Annotated in this window: 12 protein-coding genes; 7 read left to right on the forward strand and 5 right to left on the reverse strand. The window is 65.9% G+C overall.

Going from position 1 to position 18,230, the window contains the following annotated elements; translation table 11 throughout:
- Positions 1-52 precede the first annotated feature (52 nt).
- The 7 genes from EYE42_RS02995 (at position 53) to EYE42_RS03025 (ending at position 9,496) form a co-directional block, all read left to right on the forward strand.
- On the forward strand, positions 53-1,045 hold the full coding sequence (locus tag EYE42_RS02995) for a Bug family tripartite tricarboxylate transporter substrate binding protein (RefSeq protein WP_130989795.1): 993 nt from the start codon (positions 53-55) through the stop codon (positions 1,043-1,045).
- Positions 1,046-1,147: 102 nt separating this feature from the next.
- Complete coding sequence (locus tag EYE42_RS03000) at positions 1,148-1,693, forward strand: tripartite tricarboxylate transporter TctB family protein (protein ID WP_211657884.1); 546 nt, start codon at positions 1,148-1,150, stop codon at positions 1,691-1,693.
- A gap of 7 nt (positions 1,694-1,700) precedes the next feature.
- Positions 1,701-3,224, forward strand: coding sequence for a tripartite tricarboxylate transporter permease (locus EYE42_RS03005; protein WP_130989796.1), 1,524 nt, complete (start codon positions 1,701-1,703; stop codon positions 3,222-3,224).
- Complete coding sequence (locus tag EYE42_RS03010; protein WP_130989797.1) at positions 3,221-4,066, forward strand: shikimate dehydrogenase family protein; 846 nt, start codon at positions 3,221-3,223, stop codon at positions 4,064-4,066. The genes EYE42_RS03005 and EYE42_RS03010 overlap by 4 nt, the downstream gene beginning before the upstream one ends.
- On the forward strand, positions 4,063-5,940 hold the full coding sequence (locus EYE42_RS03015) for a bifunctional sugar phosphate isomerase/epimerase/4-hydroxyphenylpyruvate dioxygenase family protein (RefSeq protein WP_130989798.1): 1,878 nt from the start codon (positions 4,063-4,065) through the stop codon (positions 5,938-5,940). The genes EYE42_RS03010 and EYE42_RS03015 overlap by 4 nt, the downstream gene beginning before the upstream one ends.
- Before the next feature lie 146 nt (positions 5,941-6,086).
- Positions 6,087-8,630 (forward strand): glycosyltransferase, encoded by a 2,544-nt coding sequence (locus tag EYE42_RS03020; RefSeq protein ID WP_130989799.1) that lies wholly within the window; start codon positions 6,087-6,089, stop codon positions 8,628-8,630.
- Between the two features lie 56 nt (positions 8,631-8,686).
- A complete protein-coding gene (locus tag EYE42_RS03025) occupies positions 8,687-9,496 on the forward strand; it encodes a Stf0 family sulfotransferase (protein WP_130989800.1) in 810 nt (269 codons plus the stop codon).
- A 67-nt stretch (positions 9,497-9,563) separates the two neighbouring features.
- Here the strand turns inward: EYE42_RS03025 and EYE42_RS03030 are convergent, their stop codons facing one another.
- The 5 genes from EYE42_RS03030 to EYE42_RS03050 form a co-directional block, all read right to left on the reverse strand.
- Positions 9,564-12,635, reverse strand: coding sequence for an efflux RND transporter permease subunit (locus tag EYE42_RS03030; protein ID WP_130989801.1), 3,072 nt, complete (start codon positions 12,633-12,635; stop codon positions 9,564-9,566).
- The gene (locus tag EYE42_RS03035) at positions 12,632-13,738 is read right to left on the reverse strand and encodes an efflux RND transporter periplasmic adaptor subunit (RefSeq protein WP_130989802.1); all 1,107 of its coding nucleotides are present in this window, start codon (positions 13,736-13,738) and stop codon (positions 12,632-12,634) included. Before EYE42_RS03035 ends, EYE42_RS03030 begins: the two co-directional genes overlap by 4 nt.
- 136 nt (positions 13,739-13,874) lie before the next feature.
- Positions 13,875-15,863, reverse strand: coding sequence for a tetratricopeptide repeat protein (locus tag EYE42_RS03040; RefSeq protein ID WP_130989803.1), 1,989 nt, complete (start codon positions 15,861-15,863; stop codon positions 13,875-13,877).
- A 68-nt stretch (positions 15,864-15,931) separates the two neighbouring features.
- Positions 15,932-16,939: a VWA domain-containing protein gene (locus tag EYE42_RS03045; protein WP_165455693.1), complete on the reverse strand. Its 1,008-nt coding sequence runs from the start codon at positions 16,937-16,939 to the stop codon at positions 15,932-15,934.
- Positions 16,940-17,577: 638 nt separating this feature from the next.
- A complete protein-coding gene (locus EYE42_RS03050) occupies positions 17,578-17,832 on the reverse strand; it encodes a hypothetical protein (RefSeq protein ID WP_130989804.1) in 255 nt (84 codons plus the stop codon).
- Positions 17,833-18,230: the final 398 nt, after the last annotated feature.

Here is an 18,230-nt window from a genome sequence, read left to right on the forward strand (position 1 = left end):
GGCACATCCGCAGCATCACCCCAGGAGGATGGGGCACCCGAGGAGGAAAGACATGCAGAACCTGTTCTATGGCGCCGCGCTGGCGCTTGGCCTTGCCACGACGCCGGCTTTGGCGGAATATCCCGAACGCGACATCCAGGGCATCATCCAGTGGGGCGCAGGCGGATCGACCGACACCGTCAGCCGTTCGCTGACCCCCCATGCCGAGAAAATCCTGGGCGCCAGCGTGATCTTGCAGAACGTGACGGGCGGCGTCGGCGCCATCGGCCTGAACCAGGCCGAACGTGCGGATGCCGACGGCTATACGCTGCTGTTCGGGGCGGAAAACCCGCTCTTGTACAAGATCATGGGTCTGGGCGACAAGGATTACGCCGACTTTGTGCCGATCAACATCATCGCGCGCGGCATCCCGATCCTGGTGGCGCAGCCCGACGCGCCCTTCGACACCTTCCCCGAGATGATCGCCTATATCAACGAGAACCCCGGCGAGGTCCGCTTCGGATCGACCGGGCCTGGCGGCCTGCCGTCGGTCGTGACCGCGATGATCAATGCCAAGACGCCGATCGACGTGACCTCGGTTCCCTATGACGGCGATGGTCCGGCGCTGACCGCCCTGCAGGGCGGGGCCGTCGATGTGATGCCCGCCGTCCTGGGCGCCGCGCTTGAACCTGTGCGCGCCGGCAACCTGAAGGCCATTGCGATCTTCGACACCCAGGCGGTCGAGCAGTTGCCTGACACCCCGGCGATCACCGACACCAACCCGGAATTCGCCGATGTGCTGCCCTGGGGTCCGTTCTTCGGTGTCTTCGTCAAGGCCGGCACTCCGGATGACGTGGTGGCCAAGCTGACCGATGCCTATGCCCAGGCGACGCAGAACGCCGACTTCCTGTCGATGATGGATGGCCGCGGCTTTCGCATGCTGTCGCTGAGCGGCGCCGAAGCGCAGGAGTTCCTGGACACCTGGCAGCGCCAGACCGCCTGGACGCTGTTCGACGCCGGTATCGCCAAGAACTCGCCGGAAGATTTCGGCATCGCCCGTCCCTGATCCGTCCCCTGCCGCCCCGCGCACCCGCTGCCGGGGCGGCATCCCGATCCGTTGATGCCCTGGACGCGCCCTGCCGGGCCGGACGGCAAGGAAGGACAATCCATGACCCCGACACAACCCCCGGCGCCAGCCGCCGTCGATCCGATCCCCGAACCTGCACCGGGCCGGCGCCCCGGAGAGCTGGTCTTCAATATCGCCATCCTGCTGGCCAGCCTGTTCCTGCTGTATTCCGCCTATGGCATTTCGGGGTTCGAGGCGTTGTCGGCGCCCGGCGCCGTGCCCATGGCCACGACCGCCATCATGTCGGTCTGCGCCATCATCATCCTGCGCGACAGCCTTCGCAAGCGCAGCGACACCGCGCAAACCGTCGGGCGCGACATCCTGCCCCTGTCGGTCATCGTCACCATCGCGATGATCGCAGGCTATGCGCTGGCGCTGCGGCCCTTGGGCTTCCTGCCGACCTCGGTTCTGTTTCTGCTCATCATGGCACGGTTCCTGTCGAAACGGTCCTGGGGGTTCTGTCTGGCCGTGTCGGTGGGAACGGTCCTGGTCATCTGGATCATCTTCCGGCTGATCTTTTCGGTGCTGATGCCGCAGGGAATCGTTCCCGAGGGGCGCATCATCTCTGCCATCTCATCGCTGTTCTGAGGCCGCCATGGACATCATCTCGAACCTGCTGATCCCGATCGTCAATCTGGACCTGCTGCTGCTGATCGCCGTGGGCACCTTTGCGGGCATCTATGTCGGCGCGATCCCCGGCCTGTCGGTCACCATGGCCGTGTCTATCCTGATCTCGTTCACCTTCTCGTGGGAGGTCTATCCGGCGCTGGCGCTGATGATCGGCATCTACATGGGCGGGGTCTATGGCGGCTCGCGCACGGCGATCCTGCTGAACATCCCCGGCGCGCCCTCCGCCATCGCCACCGCGCTGGACGGCTTTCCCATGGCCCAGCAAGGCCGCGCCGGAGAGGCGATCGGCATCGTCACCGTCGTCTCGTTCATCGGTGGGTTCCTCGGCATCATCGCCTTGGCCCTGTTCGCGCCGTTCCTGTCCGATTTCGCCATCGGCTTCCAGCCGCGCGACTTCATGCTGCTGGCGATCATGGGCATCCTGCTGGTCGGATCGCTGTCGGGCGACAGCCTGGTCAAGGGCGTCTTCGCCGGCGCGCTTGGCATCGGCATCGGCGCGGTGGGCATGGACCCGCTGACGGTGCAGGACCGCTTTGTCTTTGGCATCCCGGACCTGCGCGGCGGCATCTCGTTCGTGGCGGTGATGATCGGCCTGTTCGGCGTGTCCGAGACGCTGGCCCAGTTGCACAGCATCCACACCCCGGCCGTGCGCCAGAAGATCACCAATATCGTGCCGAGCTGGGCAAAGGTCCGCAAACACCTGCCGCTCGGGCTGCAGACCTCGACCATCGGCACCGTGGTGGGCGCCCTGCCCGGCACCGGCGGCGACATCGCGGCGCTGATGGCCTATGACCACGCCCAGCGCGTGACCCGCAACCCCGAGGTGCCCTTCGGCAAGGGCGCGATCGAGGGGCTGGTCGCCCCCGAAACCGCCAACAACGCCGCCGTCGGCGGGGCCTTCATCCCGATGATGACGCTTGGCATTCCGGGAGACGCGGTCACCGCCATCATGATCGGCGCGCTGTTCATCCACGGCCTGAACCCCGGCCCGATGCTGATGATCGAACAGCCGGACATGTTCTGGTTCATCGTCAGTTCGCTGACCCTGGCCAACATCTTCATGCTGATCTTCGGGCTGACCGGCATCCGCCTGTTCGTCCGCATCGTCGAACTGCCGCGCACCGTCCTGCTGCCGGTCATCATGGTCCTGTCGATCGTCGGCGCCTATGCGATCAACAACAGCGTCACGGACGTGTACTGGATGCTGGGCTTCGGGGTGCTGGGCTATTTCATGCGGCTCTACGGCTATCCGCTGGCGCCGATCATCCTGGGGGTGATCCTGTCGCGCCTGCTGGACGACAACTGGCGCCGGGCGATCATCAGCGAACGCGATGATTTCGGGGCGATGATGATGGGCATCTTCACCAGCCCGCTGTCGCTGTCGCTGTTCCTGGCGGTGGTGCTGATCGTGGCGACCAGCACGCCATGGTGGAAACGCTGGCGCGCCCGCAAGGCGGGTGTGGTCGCGTCGCAGGGCCAGAAACCATGACCGATACCATCCGCCTGGGCCTGATCGGCGACAACATCGCCGCTTCGCAGTCGCCGCGCCTGCATCGGCTGGCAGGCCAGCAGAATGGCCGCCGCGTCACCTATGACAGCCTGATCCCCGCCAGCGAGGGGGCGGATTTCGACGTCCTGTTCGACCGGTGCAGGACCATCGGTTATCGCGGCATCAACGTGACCTATCCCTACAAGGAACGGGTCACGGCCAAGGTGCGGATCGACGATCCCCTGGTCAAGGCCGTGGGGGCGGTCAACACGGTGCTGTTCGACGCCGACGGACCGCGCGGCTTCAACACCGACTATTCCGGCTTTGTCGCGGCCTATCGCCGGGTGCGCGGCGATGCCGCGCCGGGGCCGGTGCTGATGATCGGCGCGGGCGGCGTTGGCCGGGCGGTGGCCTTTGGCCTTGTGGCGTTGGGGGTCGGCGAACTGCGCCTGGCAGACCGCGACGCGGCCAAGGCCGAAACCCTGGCCAAAGCCCTGCGCGCCGCAAGTCCCGGCCGACATGTGGTGGTCGGCACCGATGCCGCGGCCCTGGCGCCCGGCGCATCCGGCCTGGTCAACTGCACCCCCGTCGGCATGGTGGGCTATGACGGCACCCCGCTGCCCGCCGACCGGATGGCCGGGGCGGAATGGGCCTTTGACGCGGTCTATACGCCGGTCGAGACGCAATTTCTGAGCAAGGCCGGGGCGGCGGGGTTGCAGATCATCTCGGGCTATGAACTGTTCATCGGCCAGGGCGTCGATGCCTGGGCGCTGTTCACCGGCCTGCCGCTGGACGAGGATCGGCTGCGCGCGGATCTGGCGGCGGGACGGGACGTGTCATGAAGACCTCGATCGCCACCGTCACCCTGTCGGGCAGCCTGACCACCCGGCTGGCCGCCATCGCGGCCGCCGGGTTCGATGGCATCGAAATCTTCGAACAGGATTTCCTGGCTTCGGATTTCGCCCCTGCCGAGGTCGGCCGGATGGTGCGCGACCACGGGCTGGAAATCACCCTGTTCCAGCCCTTCCGCGACTTCGAGGGCCTGCCCGAGCCCCATCGCAGCCGCGCCTTTGCCCGCGCCGAACGCAAGTTCGACCTGATGAACCAGTTGGGAACCGACCTGATCCTGGTCTGTTCCAGCACCCACCCCGCGGCCCTGGGCGGCATCGACCGTATGGCAGCGGATCTGCATGACCTGGGCGATCTGGCTGCCCGCCATGGCATCCGCATAGGCTTCGAGGCGCTGTGCTGGGGCCGTTTCGTCAACGACCACCGCGACGCCTGGGAAATCGTGCGGCGGGCCGATCATGCCCAGGTCGGGTTGATCCTGGACAGCTTTCACACCCTGGCCCGCCGGATCGACCCCGATTCGATCCGCGCCATTCCGGGCGACCGGATCTTTTTCGTCCAGTTGGCGGATGCACCCGCCATCGACATGGACCTGCTCTATTGGTCGCGCCACTTCCGCAACATGCCGGGCGAGGGCGATCTGGACGTGACGGGCTTCATGCGCGCCGTCGCCGCCACCGGCTATGCCGGACCGCTGAGCCTGGAAATCTTCAACGACCAGTTCCGGGCCGGCCTGCCGCGCATGGTGGCCCAGGACGGCCATCGCAGCCTGATCGCGCTGATGGACCAGGTGCGCCGCCAGCAGCCGGCGATTCCTGTGGCCCTGCCCGACTTTCCCCCGCCCGCCCCTGTCGAACGGGTCGAGTTCGTCGAATTCGCCACCAGCGACAGCGAGGCTCCGGCGCTTGAATCGCTGCTGTCGTCGGTCGGGTTCGAGCCGTCGGGCCGCCATGTGACGAAACCCGTGACGCTGTGGCGACAGGGACCGGTCAATGTCCTGGTCAACACCGACCCCACCGGATTCGCCCACAGTTCCTATGTCGCGCATGGCACGACCGTATCGGAAATCGCCCTGATCGTCCCCGATGCCCAGGCCGGATTTGCGCGCGCGACCGCGTTGCTGGCCCAGCCGCATCAACAGGATCGGGCAGCCGGCCAGCTTGCCATTCCCGCCATTCGCGGAGTGGGCGGCAGCGTGATCCGCTTTCTGGACGAAGGCCCGGATCTGGCAAGGATCTGGAAGATCGACTTCGACTCCCGCGATGCCCTGCCGGGCGCCGGGCTGACGGGCATCGACCATATCGGCCAGACCATGGCCTATGACGAGATGCTGTCCTGGTCGCTGTTCTACACCTCGATCTTCGACGCCGAAAAGGCGCCCATGGTCGATGTGGCCGACCCCGACGGTCTTGTGCGCAGCCAAGCCGTGCGATCCGGCGGGTTGCGCGTCACCCTGAACGGTGCCGAGACACGCCACACCCTTGCCGGCCGCTTCATCGAGGACAGCTTCGGCGCATCGGTTCAGCATATCGCCTTTGCCACCAGCGACCTCTTTGCCACGGCCGCCGCCTTGGCCGGGCGGGGTTTTGACACGCTGCGGATCGGCGCCAACTATTATCAGGACGTGCAGGCCCGCTTTGGCCTGGACGACGATCTGGTGGACCGGATGCAGGCAGCCTCGATTCTTTATGACGAGGACGCGCAGGGCCGGTTCTTCCAGCTTTACAGCCAGCCGCGCGCCGACGGCTTTTTTATCGAGATCGTGGAGCGCCGGAACGGCTACTCCGGCTACGGCGCCCCCAACGCCCCCTTCCGCATCGCCGCCCTGAAACGCGCGTCGCGACCGGCAGGGATGCCGCGGCGGTAAAGGCAATCCTGTCCGCCCCGGTCCCCAATGGGACACTTCGCCGAAAGTGTTGTCGTCGCGCATGGACAGTGGCAGGCAAGACCATTAGACGAGCCTCGTTCGATGCGTTTGCAGCGGCGATTGTTTTCAATGGGGGGTTGAATCCCGTGATACATCGAGTCCTTGGCCTGTTCCGGCGATACGCCGCGCACCATGCCCAGATGCAAAAGCCTGGCTTTCCGCTTTGGGATGGGAAGGGCAAGACCTTCGGCCACATCGATCGAATCGCCGTGCGCGAGGGCCGCCTGTACGTCGAAGGCTGGGCCCTGTCGCCACGGGTGGGGCTGAGCAACGCCGAGGGCGCGGTGGAACAAAGCCCCAGCCTGCCACGCAACGATGTCCTGGCCAGCCGGGACAGCGGCGGCATCCAGACCCCCGGATTCGTTCTGGACCTGCCGCTCAGCCTCGACCATACGGCCTTCTGGGCGGATGTGGGGGATCGTCGGCATGTCCACCTTCTGCCCCGGATCACGCCGCGCGATCTTCGCCGCATGAAGCTGGCGCAGACGGGTCCGTTTCTGCGCGATGGCCTGCACGCCCTGCCCGCGGCGCTGCACTGGTGGCGGCACCGCGACCCGCTGTCGGTTGCACGCATCAAGACGGCCTTTGGCCTGAACACCGTCACCCGGTCAGGCCATCTGAACCCCCAGCTTTTCGCCGAGGACGTCCCGACCGTCGACACCCCGCCCGAAGCCTTGTTCCGCACCGGCATCACCATCGTGCTGCCCGTCTTCAACGCACTCGACCTGCTGCCCGAGGCCCTTGACCGCATCCTGACGCATACCGATCTGTCCTGGCGTCTTATCCTGGTCGAGGACTGTTCGACCGACCCCCAGGTCCGCCCCTGGCTGCGCGACTGGCGGGCGGGGTTGTCCCCCGACATCGCCGCCCGCGTCTCGCTGATCGAAAACGACACCAACCTGGGCTTCATCAGGTCGGTCAACCGGGCCTTCGCGGCGGCGCTGCCGCATGGCGATCATGTCGTGCTGCTGAATTCGGACGCCTTCGTGCCGGCGGGCTGGGCCAGCCGCCTGATCCGCCCGCTGCTGGACCACGATCATGTGGCCACCGTGACGCCCATGTCCAACGACGCCGAGATCTTCAATATCCCCGCCATCTGCCAGCGACAGGCGTTGCGGCCCGGAGAGGCCGACGCGATCGACCGGGTTGCCGCCGGCTTCTTTCCCGGAGCGGATCTGGCCGACGCGCCGACCGGCGTCGGATTCTGCATGGCGATGAACATCGCTTTTCTGCGCAAGCTGCCGGAACTGGATACCGTCTTTGGCCGGGGCTATGGCGAAGAGGTCGACTGGTGCCAGCGCGCGCGCAAGCTGGGCGGCCGGCATCTGGGCCACGGCGGGCTGTTTGTGGAACATCGCGGCGGCACCTCCTTCGGCTCGGCCGAAAAGCTGCGGCTGATCCAGAAGAACGGCGAAACGATCTCGCGCCGGTATCCCGCCTATGACGCCGAGGTGCAGAATTTCATCCGGCAAGACCCCCTGAATTCCCCGCGCCTGGCCCTGGCCTTGGCATGGGCGGGACAGCGCCAGCAGGGGCTTGTCCCGGTCTATGTGGCCCATGACATGGGCGGCGGTGCTGAACATTACCTTCAGGACCGGCTGCAATCCGACCTGCGCGACGATGCGGCGGCGGTGGTGCTGCGCGTGGGCGGCCTGTCGCGCTGGCAGCTTGAACTGCACAGCCCGCATGGCGTCACCCGGGGGGAAACCGACGACACTGCCTTTGTGAAGAAGCGCCTTCTGGACCTGCTGCCGGCCCGCAGGATCGTCTATTCCTGCGCCGTGGGTGACCGTGACCCGATGTCCCTGCCCGCGATCCTGACATCGCTTGCCCATGGCCCCAAAGACCGGATCGAGGTGCTGTTTCACGATTACCTGCTGCTCAGCCCCGCCTATACGCTGCTGGGCAGCGACGGGGCATGGCACGGCGTTCCCATGCCGGGGATCGACAGCGACCCCGTGCACACCGCCCTGCGTCCGGACGGGACCAGGGCCGGTCTGGGCGACTGGCGCGCGGCCTGGGGACATTTGCTGCAGGCGGCCCACGGCATCACGGTGTTTTCCGAGAACAGCCGGTCGCTGGTGACGCAGGCCTATCCGCAGATCGCCGACAAGGTGACGGTCAGGCCGCACAGGCTGCTGGCGGATGTTCCGCGCATTCCGCCGGGCCGGTCCGACGACGGTGTGCCGGTGATCGGCGTGCTGGGCAACATCGGCTATCAAAAGGGCATAACGGTGCTGCGCGACCTGTCGCAGCTTCTGGACCGCACCGGCCAGGCACGCCTGGTCGTCATCGGCAATGTCGATCCCGCCTATCCGCTTGGCGCATCGGCCCATATCCACGGAGACTACCGCATCGAGGACATCCCCGCCCTTGTCGCGCGCTATGGCATCAGTCGCTGGTTCATTCCGTCGATCGGCCCCGAGACGTTTTCCTATACGACGCATGAGGCGATCGCCACCGGCCTGCCCGTTTTCGGCTTCGATCTGGGTGCACAGGGTGATGCGATCCGGGCGGCGGCATCCTCTCGCGGGGGGGGGACAATCTCCCTGGACGAGGGGCAGCACGACATCGAAACCCTGCTTGCCTTCCTCTTGGATGCTCCTGCCGCCCGGCAACATGTGGCCTAAGCCCTTGGCCGGGCTTGTCCCACCTTCAATGCCATCACCCAGTCGAGACCAATTTCGTGACCGATGCAATCTTTGATCCGGAGGCCCATCAGGGCCGGTATGACTTCTGGATGCGCACACCCGCGCCCCGCAAGGTGTATGCTATTCTTTTTACACCCCGCAGCGGCAGCAGTTGGCTGACAAGTGTTCTTACAAAGACACGGATGATGGGAACCCCTGGAGAGTGGTTCAATCCAACCCTCATGACCTCAAGCTCAAGATCGAAAGGCGCGCGAAATCTTGAGCAGTTCATCGAGACGATCAGCCGTCACGAGGCCCATGGCGGAATTTTCGGTTTCGAGATTACATATTACCAAATGATGGCCGTATTCGGTGACGAAGCCTCTTTCATCGAGAATTTTAGGAACTCGACGTTTTTTTGGTTGATCCGAAAAGATATTGTCGCCCAGGCCGTATCGCTGGACAAGATGGTTCAAACCAAGGTCAGCCACGCCTCCAACCATGATGAAGGCGAGATTATCGCCAGCGATAGCGCATATGACTACAATGGATCACGTATCAAGGAATGGATCAGCCACATCCGCAATGCCGAAAAGGCGACCGAAAACATGATCAAAACTTTCAGCCTGCGCCCGATACGGCTTGCCTATGAACCCATGATGGCGTCAGGGGCAACAGAGGTGGCAAGGATTTTCCGTAACGAACTTGGTATAACGGACGACATCCCGCCTGATCTGGAAACGGATCACCGCAAGATCGGGACTGAAAAGAACAATGTTTTCGCTGAACGGTTCAGAACGGACTATCCACAGTTCATCAAGACACTGGAGAACGAGCGTGCCGACATGCTGGCGGAATTTCCCTGAGCAAGCAGTCTTTCTGTTGAAATGTCATGCCTGACCTGCGCCCAGGCATTCCGGCTGGCCTTCCTGATTACCCTTTTGCCGGTATGGCGTGGCTTTTGCCTATCTTTCCCCTCACCCCCTCGATCATCACATAGATCACCGGCGTGATCAGCAGCGTCAGGACGAAGGCCAGCGACAGGCCGCCGACGATCACGGCGCCGATGGCGCGGCGGCTTTCCGATCCGGCGCCGGTCGCGATGGCCAGCGGCACCGCGCCAAGAATAGTGGCGATGGTGGTCATCAGGACCGGACGCAGACGGGTTACGGCCCCCTCGCGGGCCGCCTCGACCAGAGGCTTGCCCTCGTCGCGCAACTGGTTGGCGAATTCGACGATCAGGATCCCGTTCTTGGCCATGATGCCGATCAGCAGGATCATCCCCACCTGGGAAAAGACGTTCACCGTTCCCCCGGTTAGCCACATGGTCAGGACCGCGCCCGCCAGGCCCAGGGGCACCGTCAGCATGATCGTCAGCGGCGTTCGGAAGCTTTCGAACTGCGCGGCCAGGACCAGAAACACGATCACCAGCGACATCGCGAACACCGTGGCGATGCCGCCGGCGCTGTCCAGATAATCGCGCGCCTGCCCGTCCCAGGCCAGGACCGAGCCCGCGGGCAGGTCGGCGGCCGCTTCCTCGACCGCGGCCATGGCGCCGGCCAGATCGGTGCCGGGTGCAATGTCGGCCTCCATCCCGACCGAGATCAGCCGGTCAAAGCGGTTGATCGCTGGGGCCGTGGCGCCGGTCTCGACACTGGCAAAGGCCGACAGGGGGATTAGGTCGCCCCGGTCGTTGCGCAGAAAGACCGACAGCATGTCCTCGACGGAATTGCGATCCTCGGGCGAGGCTTGCAGGATCACCGGATATTGCCGTCCGTCGCTGGTGTATTCCCCGACGCTGCGCGAGGCGAACAGCACCTGCAGCGTCTGGGCGATGGTATCGGCCGACAGGCCCAGATCCTGTGCGCGGGCGCGGTCGATGGACAGGTTCGCCCCCGGCTGGTTGGCGGAATAGCTGACCTCGACCGAGGCAAGGCGGGGATCGCCTTCCAGTTCCGCCGCCAGGTCGTCCGCCCAGGCGGCGGTGCGCCCGACATCAGGCCCGCCCAGCATCCAGGTGACATTACCCTGCCCGCTGGACAGCCCCAGGCCCCCCGCCGCACGGACAAAGACCGCGGCCTCGGTGATGCGGGACAGTTGGGGCCGCAGATCGGCGATGACCTGATCGACCGAGATGTCACGTTCGTCCCAGGGGGCGAGGTTCACGAACAGCAGCGACCGGCGCACCTCGCCCCAGGTGCCGACAATGGTGGTGACATTGGTGACCGTGCCGTTCTCGCGCAGGGGTTCCAGAAGCGCCTCGACCTGGCGGGTGGCGGCATCGGTATAGGCAAGGCTGGATCCCTGGGGCGCATTGACGATGATGCGGATCTGGCCGCGATCCTCGTCCGGGGTCAACTGGCGGGGCAGATGCTGATAGACGGCCAGAGAGGCCGCCATGGCAAAGGCCGTCACGGCCATGATCGGCACCGGCCGGGCGATCAGCCGGTCCAGAACGGCGCCATAGGCCCGCTCCAGCGCGCCGATGATCCGGTCCATGCCGCGGGTCAGCAGGTTGGGCCGTTCCTCGCGCGGCATGATCCGGGCCGCCAGAACCGGCGACAGGGTCAGCGCCACAAGGGCCGAAACCGCGACCGCGACCGCCAGCACGATGCCGAATTCGGCGAACAGCTTGCCGATTTCGCCTTCCATGAAGCTGATCGGCACAAAGACCGAGATCAGCACGGCAGTGGTGGCAATCACCGCAAAGCTGACCTGCGCGGCGCCGTCCCGTGCCGCTTGCAGACGGGATTTGCCCATGGCGCGGTGCCGCTGGATGTTTTCCAGCACCACGATGGCGTCGTCCACCACCAGGCCGATGGCCAGGATCAGCGCGAACAGCGTCAGGATATTGATCGAAAATCCCAGGGCCAGCATGGCCAGCCCCGCCCCCAGGGCGGAAACCGGGATGGTGACAACGGGAATCAGCGCCAGGCGCAGCGATCCCAGGAACAGGAAGATCACCGCAATGACCAGGCCCACGGCCTCGGCAAAGACCTTGAGAACCTGCGCGATCGAACTTTCGATGAACACCGCCTCGTCCGCGGTGACGGCCAGTTGCATCCCCTCGGGCAGCGTCGGCGCGATCCGGTCCAGCTCGGCCCGCACCGCGCGCGAAATGGCGACCGTGTTCGCCTGCGCCTGGGGCTGGATACCCAGCCCCAGCGAGATCACGCCATTGGCACGAAAGATGGACTCTCGCTGTTCCGGCCCTTCCTCGATGGTGGCCACATCGCCCAGCCGCAGGGGGCGGCCGCTGTCGTCGGCGCGGATGACGACCTGGCGGAACGTGTCGGCGGTGGAAAAGCGGGTCTGGGCCAGAACCTGCAACTGCCGGGCGCCGGTCTCGATCTCGCCCGCGGGCAGTTCGATGTTGTTGGCCTGCAGCGCCGCAATGATATCGCCCGTGGTGATCCCGTATGCGGCCATGCGGGACTGGTCCAGCCAGATGCGCATGGCAGGCGAACGGGCGCCGAAAGTAGCCGTGTTGGCGACGCCCGGCAGGCGGGACATGCGATCCACGATGAAGCGGTCGGCATAGTCCGACAGTTCGATGGGGCTCATGTCCGGACTGGACAGGGACAGACGCAGAACCGGGTCGCCCTCACTGTCGTTCTTGTCCACCTGGGGGCGGTCCGCCTGTTCGGGCAGCCGGCCGACGATCCGGTCCACGGCGTTGCGCACGTCGTTGGCGGCGGCGTCGATGTCGCGCCCTGAATCAAAGGTCAGGACGGTGCGCATCCGGCCCCGCTCGGATTCCGTTTCCATGGCGGTGACGCCCGTCACGCCCGCCAGCGCCCCCTCGATCAGCGAGGCGACCTGGCTGTCCACCACGTCGGGGGCGGCACCGGTATATTCCACCCGGACAGTGATCTGCGCCGCCTCGATCTGGGGCAGTTCGCGGACCGGCAGACGGCTGATCGCCACCGCACCGATCAGGACGATCAGCAGGTTCAGCACCGCCGCCGTGACCGGGCGACGCAGGGACAGGTCGGGCAGGCTCATCCCCCTCCCTCCGGTCCCGGGGGTGCTGCATCCACACGTCGTTCGCGGGCGACAGGCTCGATTCCGGCCCCGTCAACGACGCGATGCAGGTTCGTCACGATCACCTGCGCCGAGGCCGGCAGACCCGACACGACCTCGACCAGTCCGTCCTGCTGCTGGCCGGTGACGATCACGGCCTGCCGGGCCGTATCGCCTTTGGCCAGCATGACCAGGGTGCGATCACCCTCGACCGTCAGCGCATTTTCGGGAATGGCGGGGCGGCGGCGTTCGTCCAGCACCAGCCGGGCCTGAAGGAACATCCCCCCCGCCAGCGCGCTGTCGCGGTTGTCCAGTTCGGCCCGCAGGGCAAGGCTGCGGGTGGCGGCATCGACACGGCTGTCGATATGGGTGATATCGCCCTCGAACACCCGCCCCGGCCATGCGGCCGAGGTCAGTTCGACCCGCTGGCCGCGTTGCAGCCGGGGCAGAAGGGTTTCGGGCACGGCGAAATCGACCAGGATCGTCGAGGAATCGTCCAGCGTCGTTACGGTTGTTGCGGTATCGATCACCTGCCCTTCGACCAGATCGGTCAGGCCGACGATGCCGGCGAACGGTGCCTTCAGGACACGATCCTCGAGCGCCACGAGGATGCGGTCGCGTTCGGCCTCGGACCGCAAGAGTTCGGCCCGCGCGGTCTGATAGGCCGCGTCCGAGGCGCTGCCCGTGCGGTTCAGGCTCTGCTGGCGGTCAAAGGCGGCCTGCGCCTCGGCCACGGTGGCTTCGGCGGCGCTCAGGTCGGCCTGCTCGGCCCGGCTGTCCAGTTCCAGCAGAACCTGCCCTTCGCTCACGTGGTCACCGGGCTGAAAGGCGATGCTGGCGATGCGACCGCCGGACTGGGGCAGCAGATCGACCGCCCGATGGGCGCGTGCCGTGCCCACGGCGGTCACGGCGTCGGCAAAGGTCACGGTTTCGGGGGCGATGGTTTCGACCCGCAAGGGGCCATCCCCGCCCCTGGCGGTCGCGGCAGGCTCGGGCGCCGCCAGCAGCCGTTCGGTCAGCCACATCCCGCCCACGGCGGATGCCAGGATCACCACCAGCCCAAGGATGATCCTTGCCGCACGCATGTCCGTCTCCTTTTGGGCGTCATGGGCTTAGAACACGCGAAACGCGCATCGGGAACAACCCTTATTGCCCTGGTCCCGGACATGTGATGTTTCAGGCGACCGATCGGCAGACAGGGGCGGCCGCCTGGATCGCAGGTCAGCCCCCGGCGATCCGCGCCAACAGGGCAGCGGCCTCTTGTCGTGCGGAGTCGGATTCCGGTACCGCCGCGGCGATGTCGCGCAGCAATTCGGTCGCGCGCGGCAGGTTGCCTGCGGCTGCTTCGACCTGGGCCAGATGCAGCGCGATCTCGGGGCGGCGCCCACCATCGGCGTCATGGGCCGCGCGCAGGGCCGCGACCGCGTCACCCGTGCGCCCGGTCAGGAACAGCAGCCAGCCCTTGGTGTCCAGAATGCTGGCATTGCCCGGTTGCAGACTGTCGGCGCGCAGGGCCATGTCCAGCGCACGGTCCAGATCGCGGTTCTGCCGGGCCAGGAACCAGGCAAGCTGATTCAGCGCGACAAAGGACCGGGGATCCAGATCGACCGCACGTTCATACGCGGTCCGGGCCAGATCGTCCTGTCCGGTTCCTTCGGCCAGCACGCCCTGCATCAGCCGTCCGTTCAGGTCGTCATGCACGGCCAGGGCCAAGGCCAGATGGTCCAGCGCCCCATCCCCCTGTCCGGCGCGGGCCAGAAGGTCAGCCTTGAGACGATGGGCCGCCGCAAGGCGGGGCGACGCGGCCAGCGCCCGGTCCAGACCGGCCAGGGCGGCAGCACGATCCGTGTCGCCAAGGCTGCGGGCCTGCAGCAGCTCTGGCAGGGCCGCGCCTGGCTTGCTTGCAGCCGCCGCCGCAAAGGCATCGCGTGCCGGTCCCGCCAGCCCCGCGCTGTCGAGCATCATTCCCAGCACAAGCGGCCTGCGGACCGCATCGTCATGCAATGGGGCCAGGTCGGCAGGCGCCATCCCCTCGAACCGCAGTCCCGGCAGCGGCTCGCCGGTGCGGGTCAGTGCGTCCAGAACCTGGCCATCCGGGACCTGTCCCACGCCAGCCAAGGCCGCAAAGGCGCGGCCCAGGGGATGATCGGGCAGGTTGCCGCCGGGCTTTTGTCCCATGGCGACCGTCAAGCCCATCGCAACCAGACCCGAAGGATCGACACCTTCTGCCTGCCGGGCATGATCCCGGGCCGCCGCAAGATCGCCCGCCATCGCCGCCGCCAGCGCCAGCAACAGGGCACGGTCGGGCGAGGGATCGAGACGCGACAGCGCCGCGGTGGCGGTCGCGCCCTGCCCTTCATGCAGGGCGATCTGCGCCTGTGCCAGACCGGGTTCGGCCAGGATGCCGCGGTGCCTGTCCAGGACGCGCCGGGCTGCATCAGGATCGCCCCCGGACAGATGCGCCTGGATCAGGCGGGCGGCGGCGTCGGAATGGCCCGGATCGGCCTCGAGGCACCGGGCCAGCAGCGGCGCGCCAGCAGGCCCTTGCAAGGCGGCAAGGGCCATCAGCGCCGGGCAATCGTCAGGGGCCAGTTCGACGGCCCGACCAAGCGCCTGGGCAGCACGGCCGATATCGCCAAGTTCCGCCAGAACGATACCCAGATTGGTCAGAAAGGGGGCACCTTTCGGGCCACGCTCGACCGCCGCGGCGAAATGATTGGCCGCACCGGGCAGGTCGCCGTGAAGGGCGGCAATGGTTCCCGCGACATTCCGGGCATAAGCGTTGGCGGGATCGGCCGCGATGGCGGCCCCGGCGGCGGTGCGGGCGGTGGCCAGATCCCCCGCCTGTCGGGACAGCAGGGCCATCGCGATCTGCCCCCATGGCTCGGCCTCGGTCGGTGCGGCATCGCCCATGGCCAGCCGGGCAGCCCGGTCCTGGCCGGCCGCGGCCCGGGCGGTGGCCACCAGATGGCGCAGCAGGCGATTGTCCGGCTGGGCGGACAGCAGCCCCTCGCCCTCTTGCAGCAGGGGACCGATATTCCCCGTGGCCCCCAGATCGCCGGCCAGACGGTCCACGGCCTGCCTGCGCGACAGGGCATCCATGGCCATGTCGCCCATCCGGGCGGTTCCATCAGACGCAACCGGGGCGGCGTCGACGGGCAGCGCCGCCGCAAGGCTGGCGGCTAGCAGAAGAATGACGATCTTGGGCATCGGCGTTGTTCCTGATGAGGCGGAAACGCCGGAAGTCCCGGCGTCCCCGATGATCGTGGTTGCAGCCGTCAGGATTTCCGGCGGCGCATCACGCCCAGGCTGCCCAGGCTGCCGATCAGCAGCCAGGCCGCCGCAGGCAGCGGGATCGGCGCCGGATTGTTGCCGCCGAACAGCGTCAGCGTATCCGTGGCGGTCGAATTGTCATCGAATGTCGCCGTGACCTTGAAGACGTTCGCCCCTGCCGTGATCTGCCAGCTTGGCAACGAAAAGTTGCCCAGCCCGTCGATGCCGACATTGGCCAGCACCGTGCCGTCCGGCAGTTCCACGTCCACCTGGCTGACGCCTACCAGGTTTCCCGAGGTGCCGCTGAAGATGCCGATCAGCCCCGACAGGTCGCTGGCATTGGTAAAGTTGCTGAACGACCCGCCGCCTTGGCTGGCGATGTCCTGCATGGTTGACACGCTGCTGCCCGGCAGGCCGACGCTGTGGACCGTGATACCGGCGGCATTCGCGACGGCTGCCGCCGCCCCCGGATCACCGGACGAGAAGCCGTCGGAAAACACCACCATCTGCCTGGACCGCCCCGATGTGCCGTTTGCCGCGATTTCGGACACGGCACCATCGATTCCAGCGCCGATATTGGTGCCGCCGCTGGCGGGCGTGCCGTCAATGGCCGCCGTGATCGGCGCCAGGTTCGAGGTCGGGGTCAGGTTCAGCGCCGTGAACGCGCCGCTGGTGAAGCGGACCACGCCCACCGAGGTCTGCAGGGTGGGCAGGGCCGAAGCCAGCGCGTTGGCCGCATCCTTTTGCCACTGCTGAAGCGACTGGCCGGATACGACGCTGCTCATGCTGCCCGACGCATCCAGAACGAACATCAGATCCAGGCCGCTGCCGCCGGTCCCGAACCCGTCGGCCCGTCCGGTGATGGGCGACACATTCGTTCCGACCGCATAGCTGCTGCCGTCGGCGGGGGCGGTCCACTGTACAATGCCCGCCGCCAGGACGGGACCACCCGCCAAACCAAACCACCCCGCCGCCAGAGCGGCGCCGGCATATTTCAAGGTATCATGGAACATTCTGTCTCTCTCCTCGATAAACCCCCTGGTGGGGATAACTAGTTGAAAAACCATTATGTCCGGAAAAACCGGATACAATGATTCCAGACTAATGAAAGCATTCTCCAAAGTGATCTCCTCGTCAATAAATATTTATTAAAAGAGCTTTTTCAAAGGTAATTTTCTCTGTTTCGGAGAAATAATTATACTGTAATCTCTCCGTGGTTGTTTTTGTGGATAATTTGTTTTGTTTACTCTCATTTTGTCTATATCATTACCTCCGCCAATATCTTTTCCGGGGGTTTCCGGCAGAAGACCTGATGGACCCAAGACCTGCAGAGGAACTGGTCATGGCAGTTGCCTCTGATCCCCCGTCAGCCTGTCTCGAAGCCTTGAGAAGCGGCTTCCTTGTTGAAACGAAAGATATTTGAAAAGGGCCAAGGAACTGAAATAGCGCAGGACCGAAAAGTGGCGCTTGGGTCAAAGAGCCTGCCGGGACTTTCGCGGAGATGGCCGTAAGCCCGGCAATGAATCCGCCTAAGCCCGCGAATGGTCACGACATGCTCGGGCCCGGTTCGTCCCCTGCCGCGAACGGTCAGAACGGTGTCTTGCTGATGACTGGATCAGGGGAAGCGCCTTATTGTCGACCTTGGCCGCGCTTATCTGTTGCTGCGGTATCGGACCGGATGCTGCGCCCGGGGGGAGGAGCCGGCTCTGCCCCGCTCGGGTCGCTTTGTTGCTGCCCGCCATAGCCAGCGCCCGGCCAGGATGCAGGGCAATCCCAGCAGCAGCCCGGCCCATCCGCCGCCGACATAGCCCAGCGCGATCTGCCACCAGGTCGCATCCAGAATCCACAGGACAACGGTCGCGGCAATCGAGCCCGCCAGAATGGCCATCAGCACAAGAACGATCAAGACCAGCCCCACAGGCATGGCAGGGTGGTCGGGAGAATTGCGGACAATCCCGGCACGGGATCACACCACGCCAGATCAGTGAAACCGCATGGACGGCTATGCGGAAAGCCGGTCATTCCTGCAACAGACACGATTTTGCCCTTTTCAGGACAAATTGCCTGCCAAGGCTTAAAAAGCCGTTAAGAAACGCCCGGAGAGTGTGAGGATCGGGCGCGCCCCTCGCCCGAAATCTGACCGTTGCGATCCTGGATGGCCGGTGCGGCACCGAAACCGCGCACCCCCCGACGAAAGGCCGCCCTTTTGGGGCGGCCCTGTGTGTTGTTGCGAGGGTGGCGCGGGGTTTGGCCCCGCCCCGTCCTTACTTGAGGATCTTGCTGACCACGCCGGCGCCGACGGTG

Origin of the sequence: Paracoccus subflavus (assembly GCF_004310345.1) — a bacterium.
Taxonomy (GTDB): Bacteria; Pseudomonadota; Alphaproteobacteria; order Rhodobacterales; family Rhodobacteraceae; genus Paracoccus; species Paracoccus subflavus.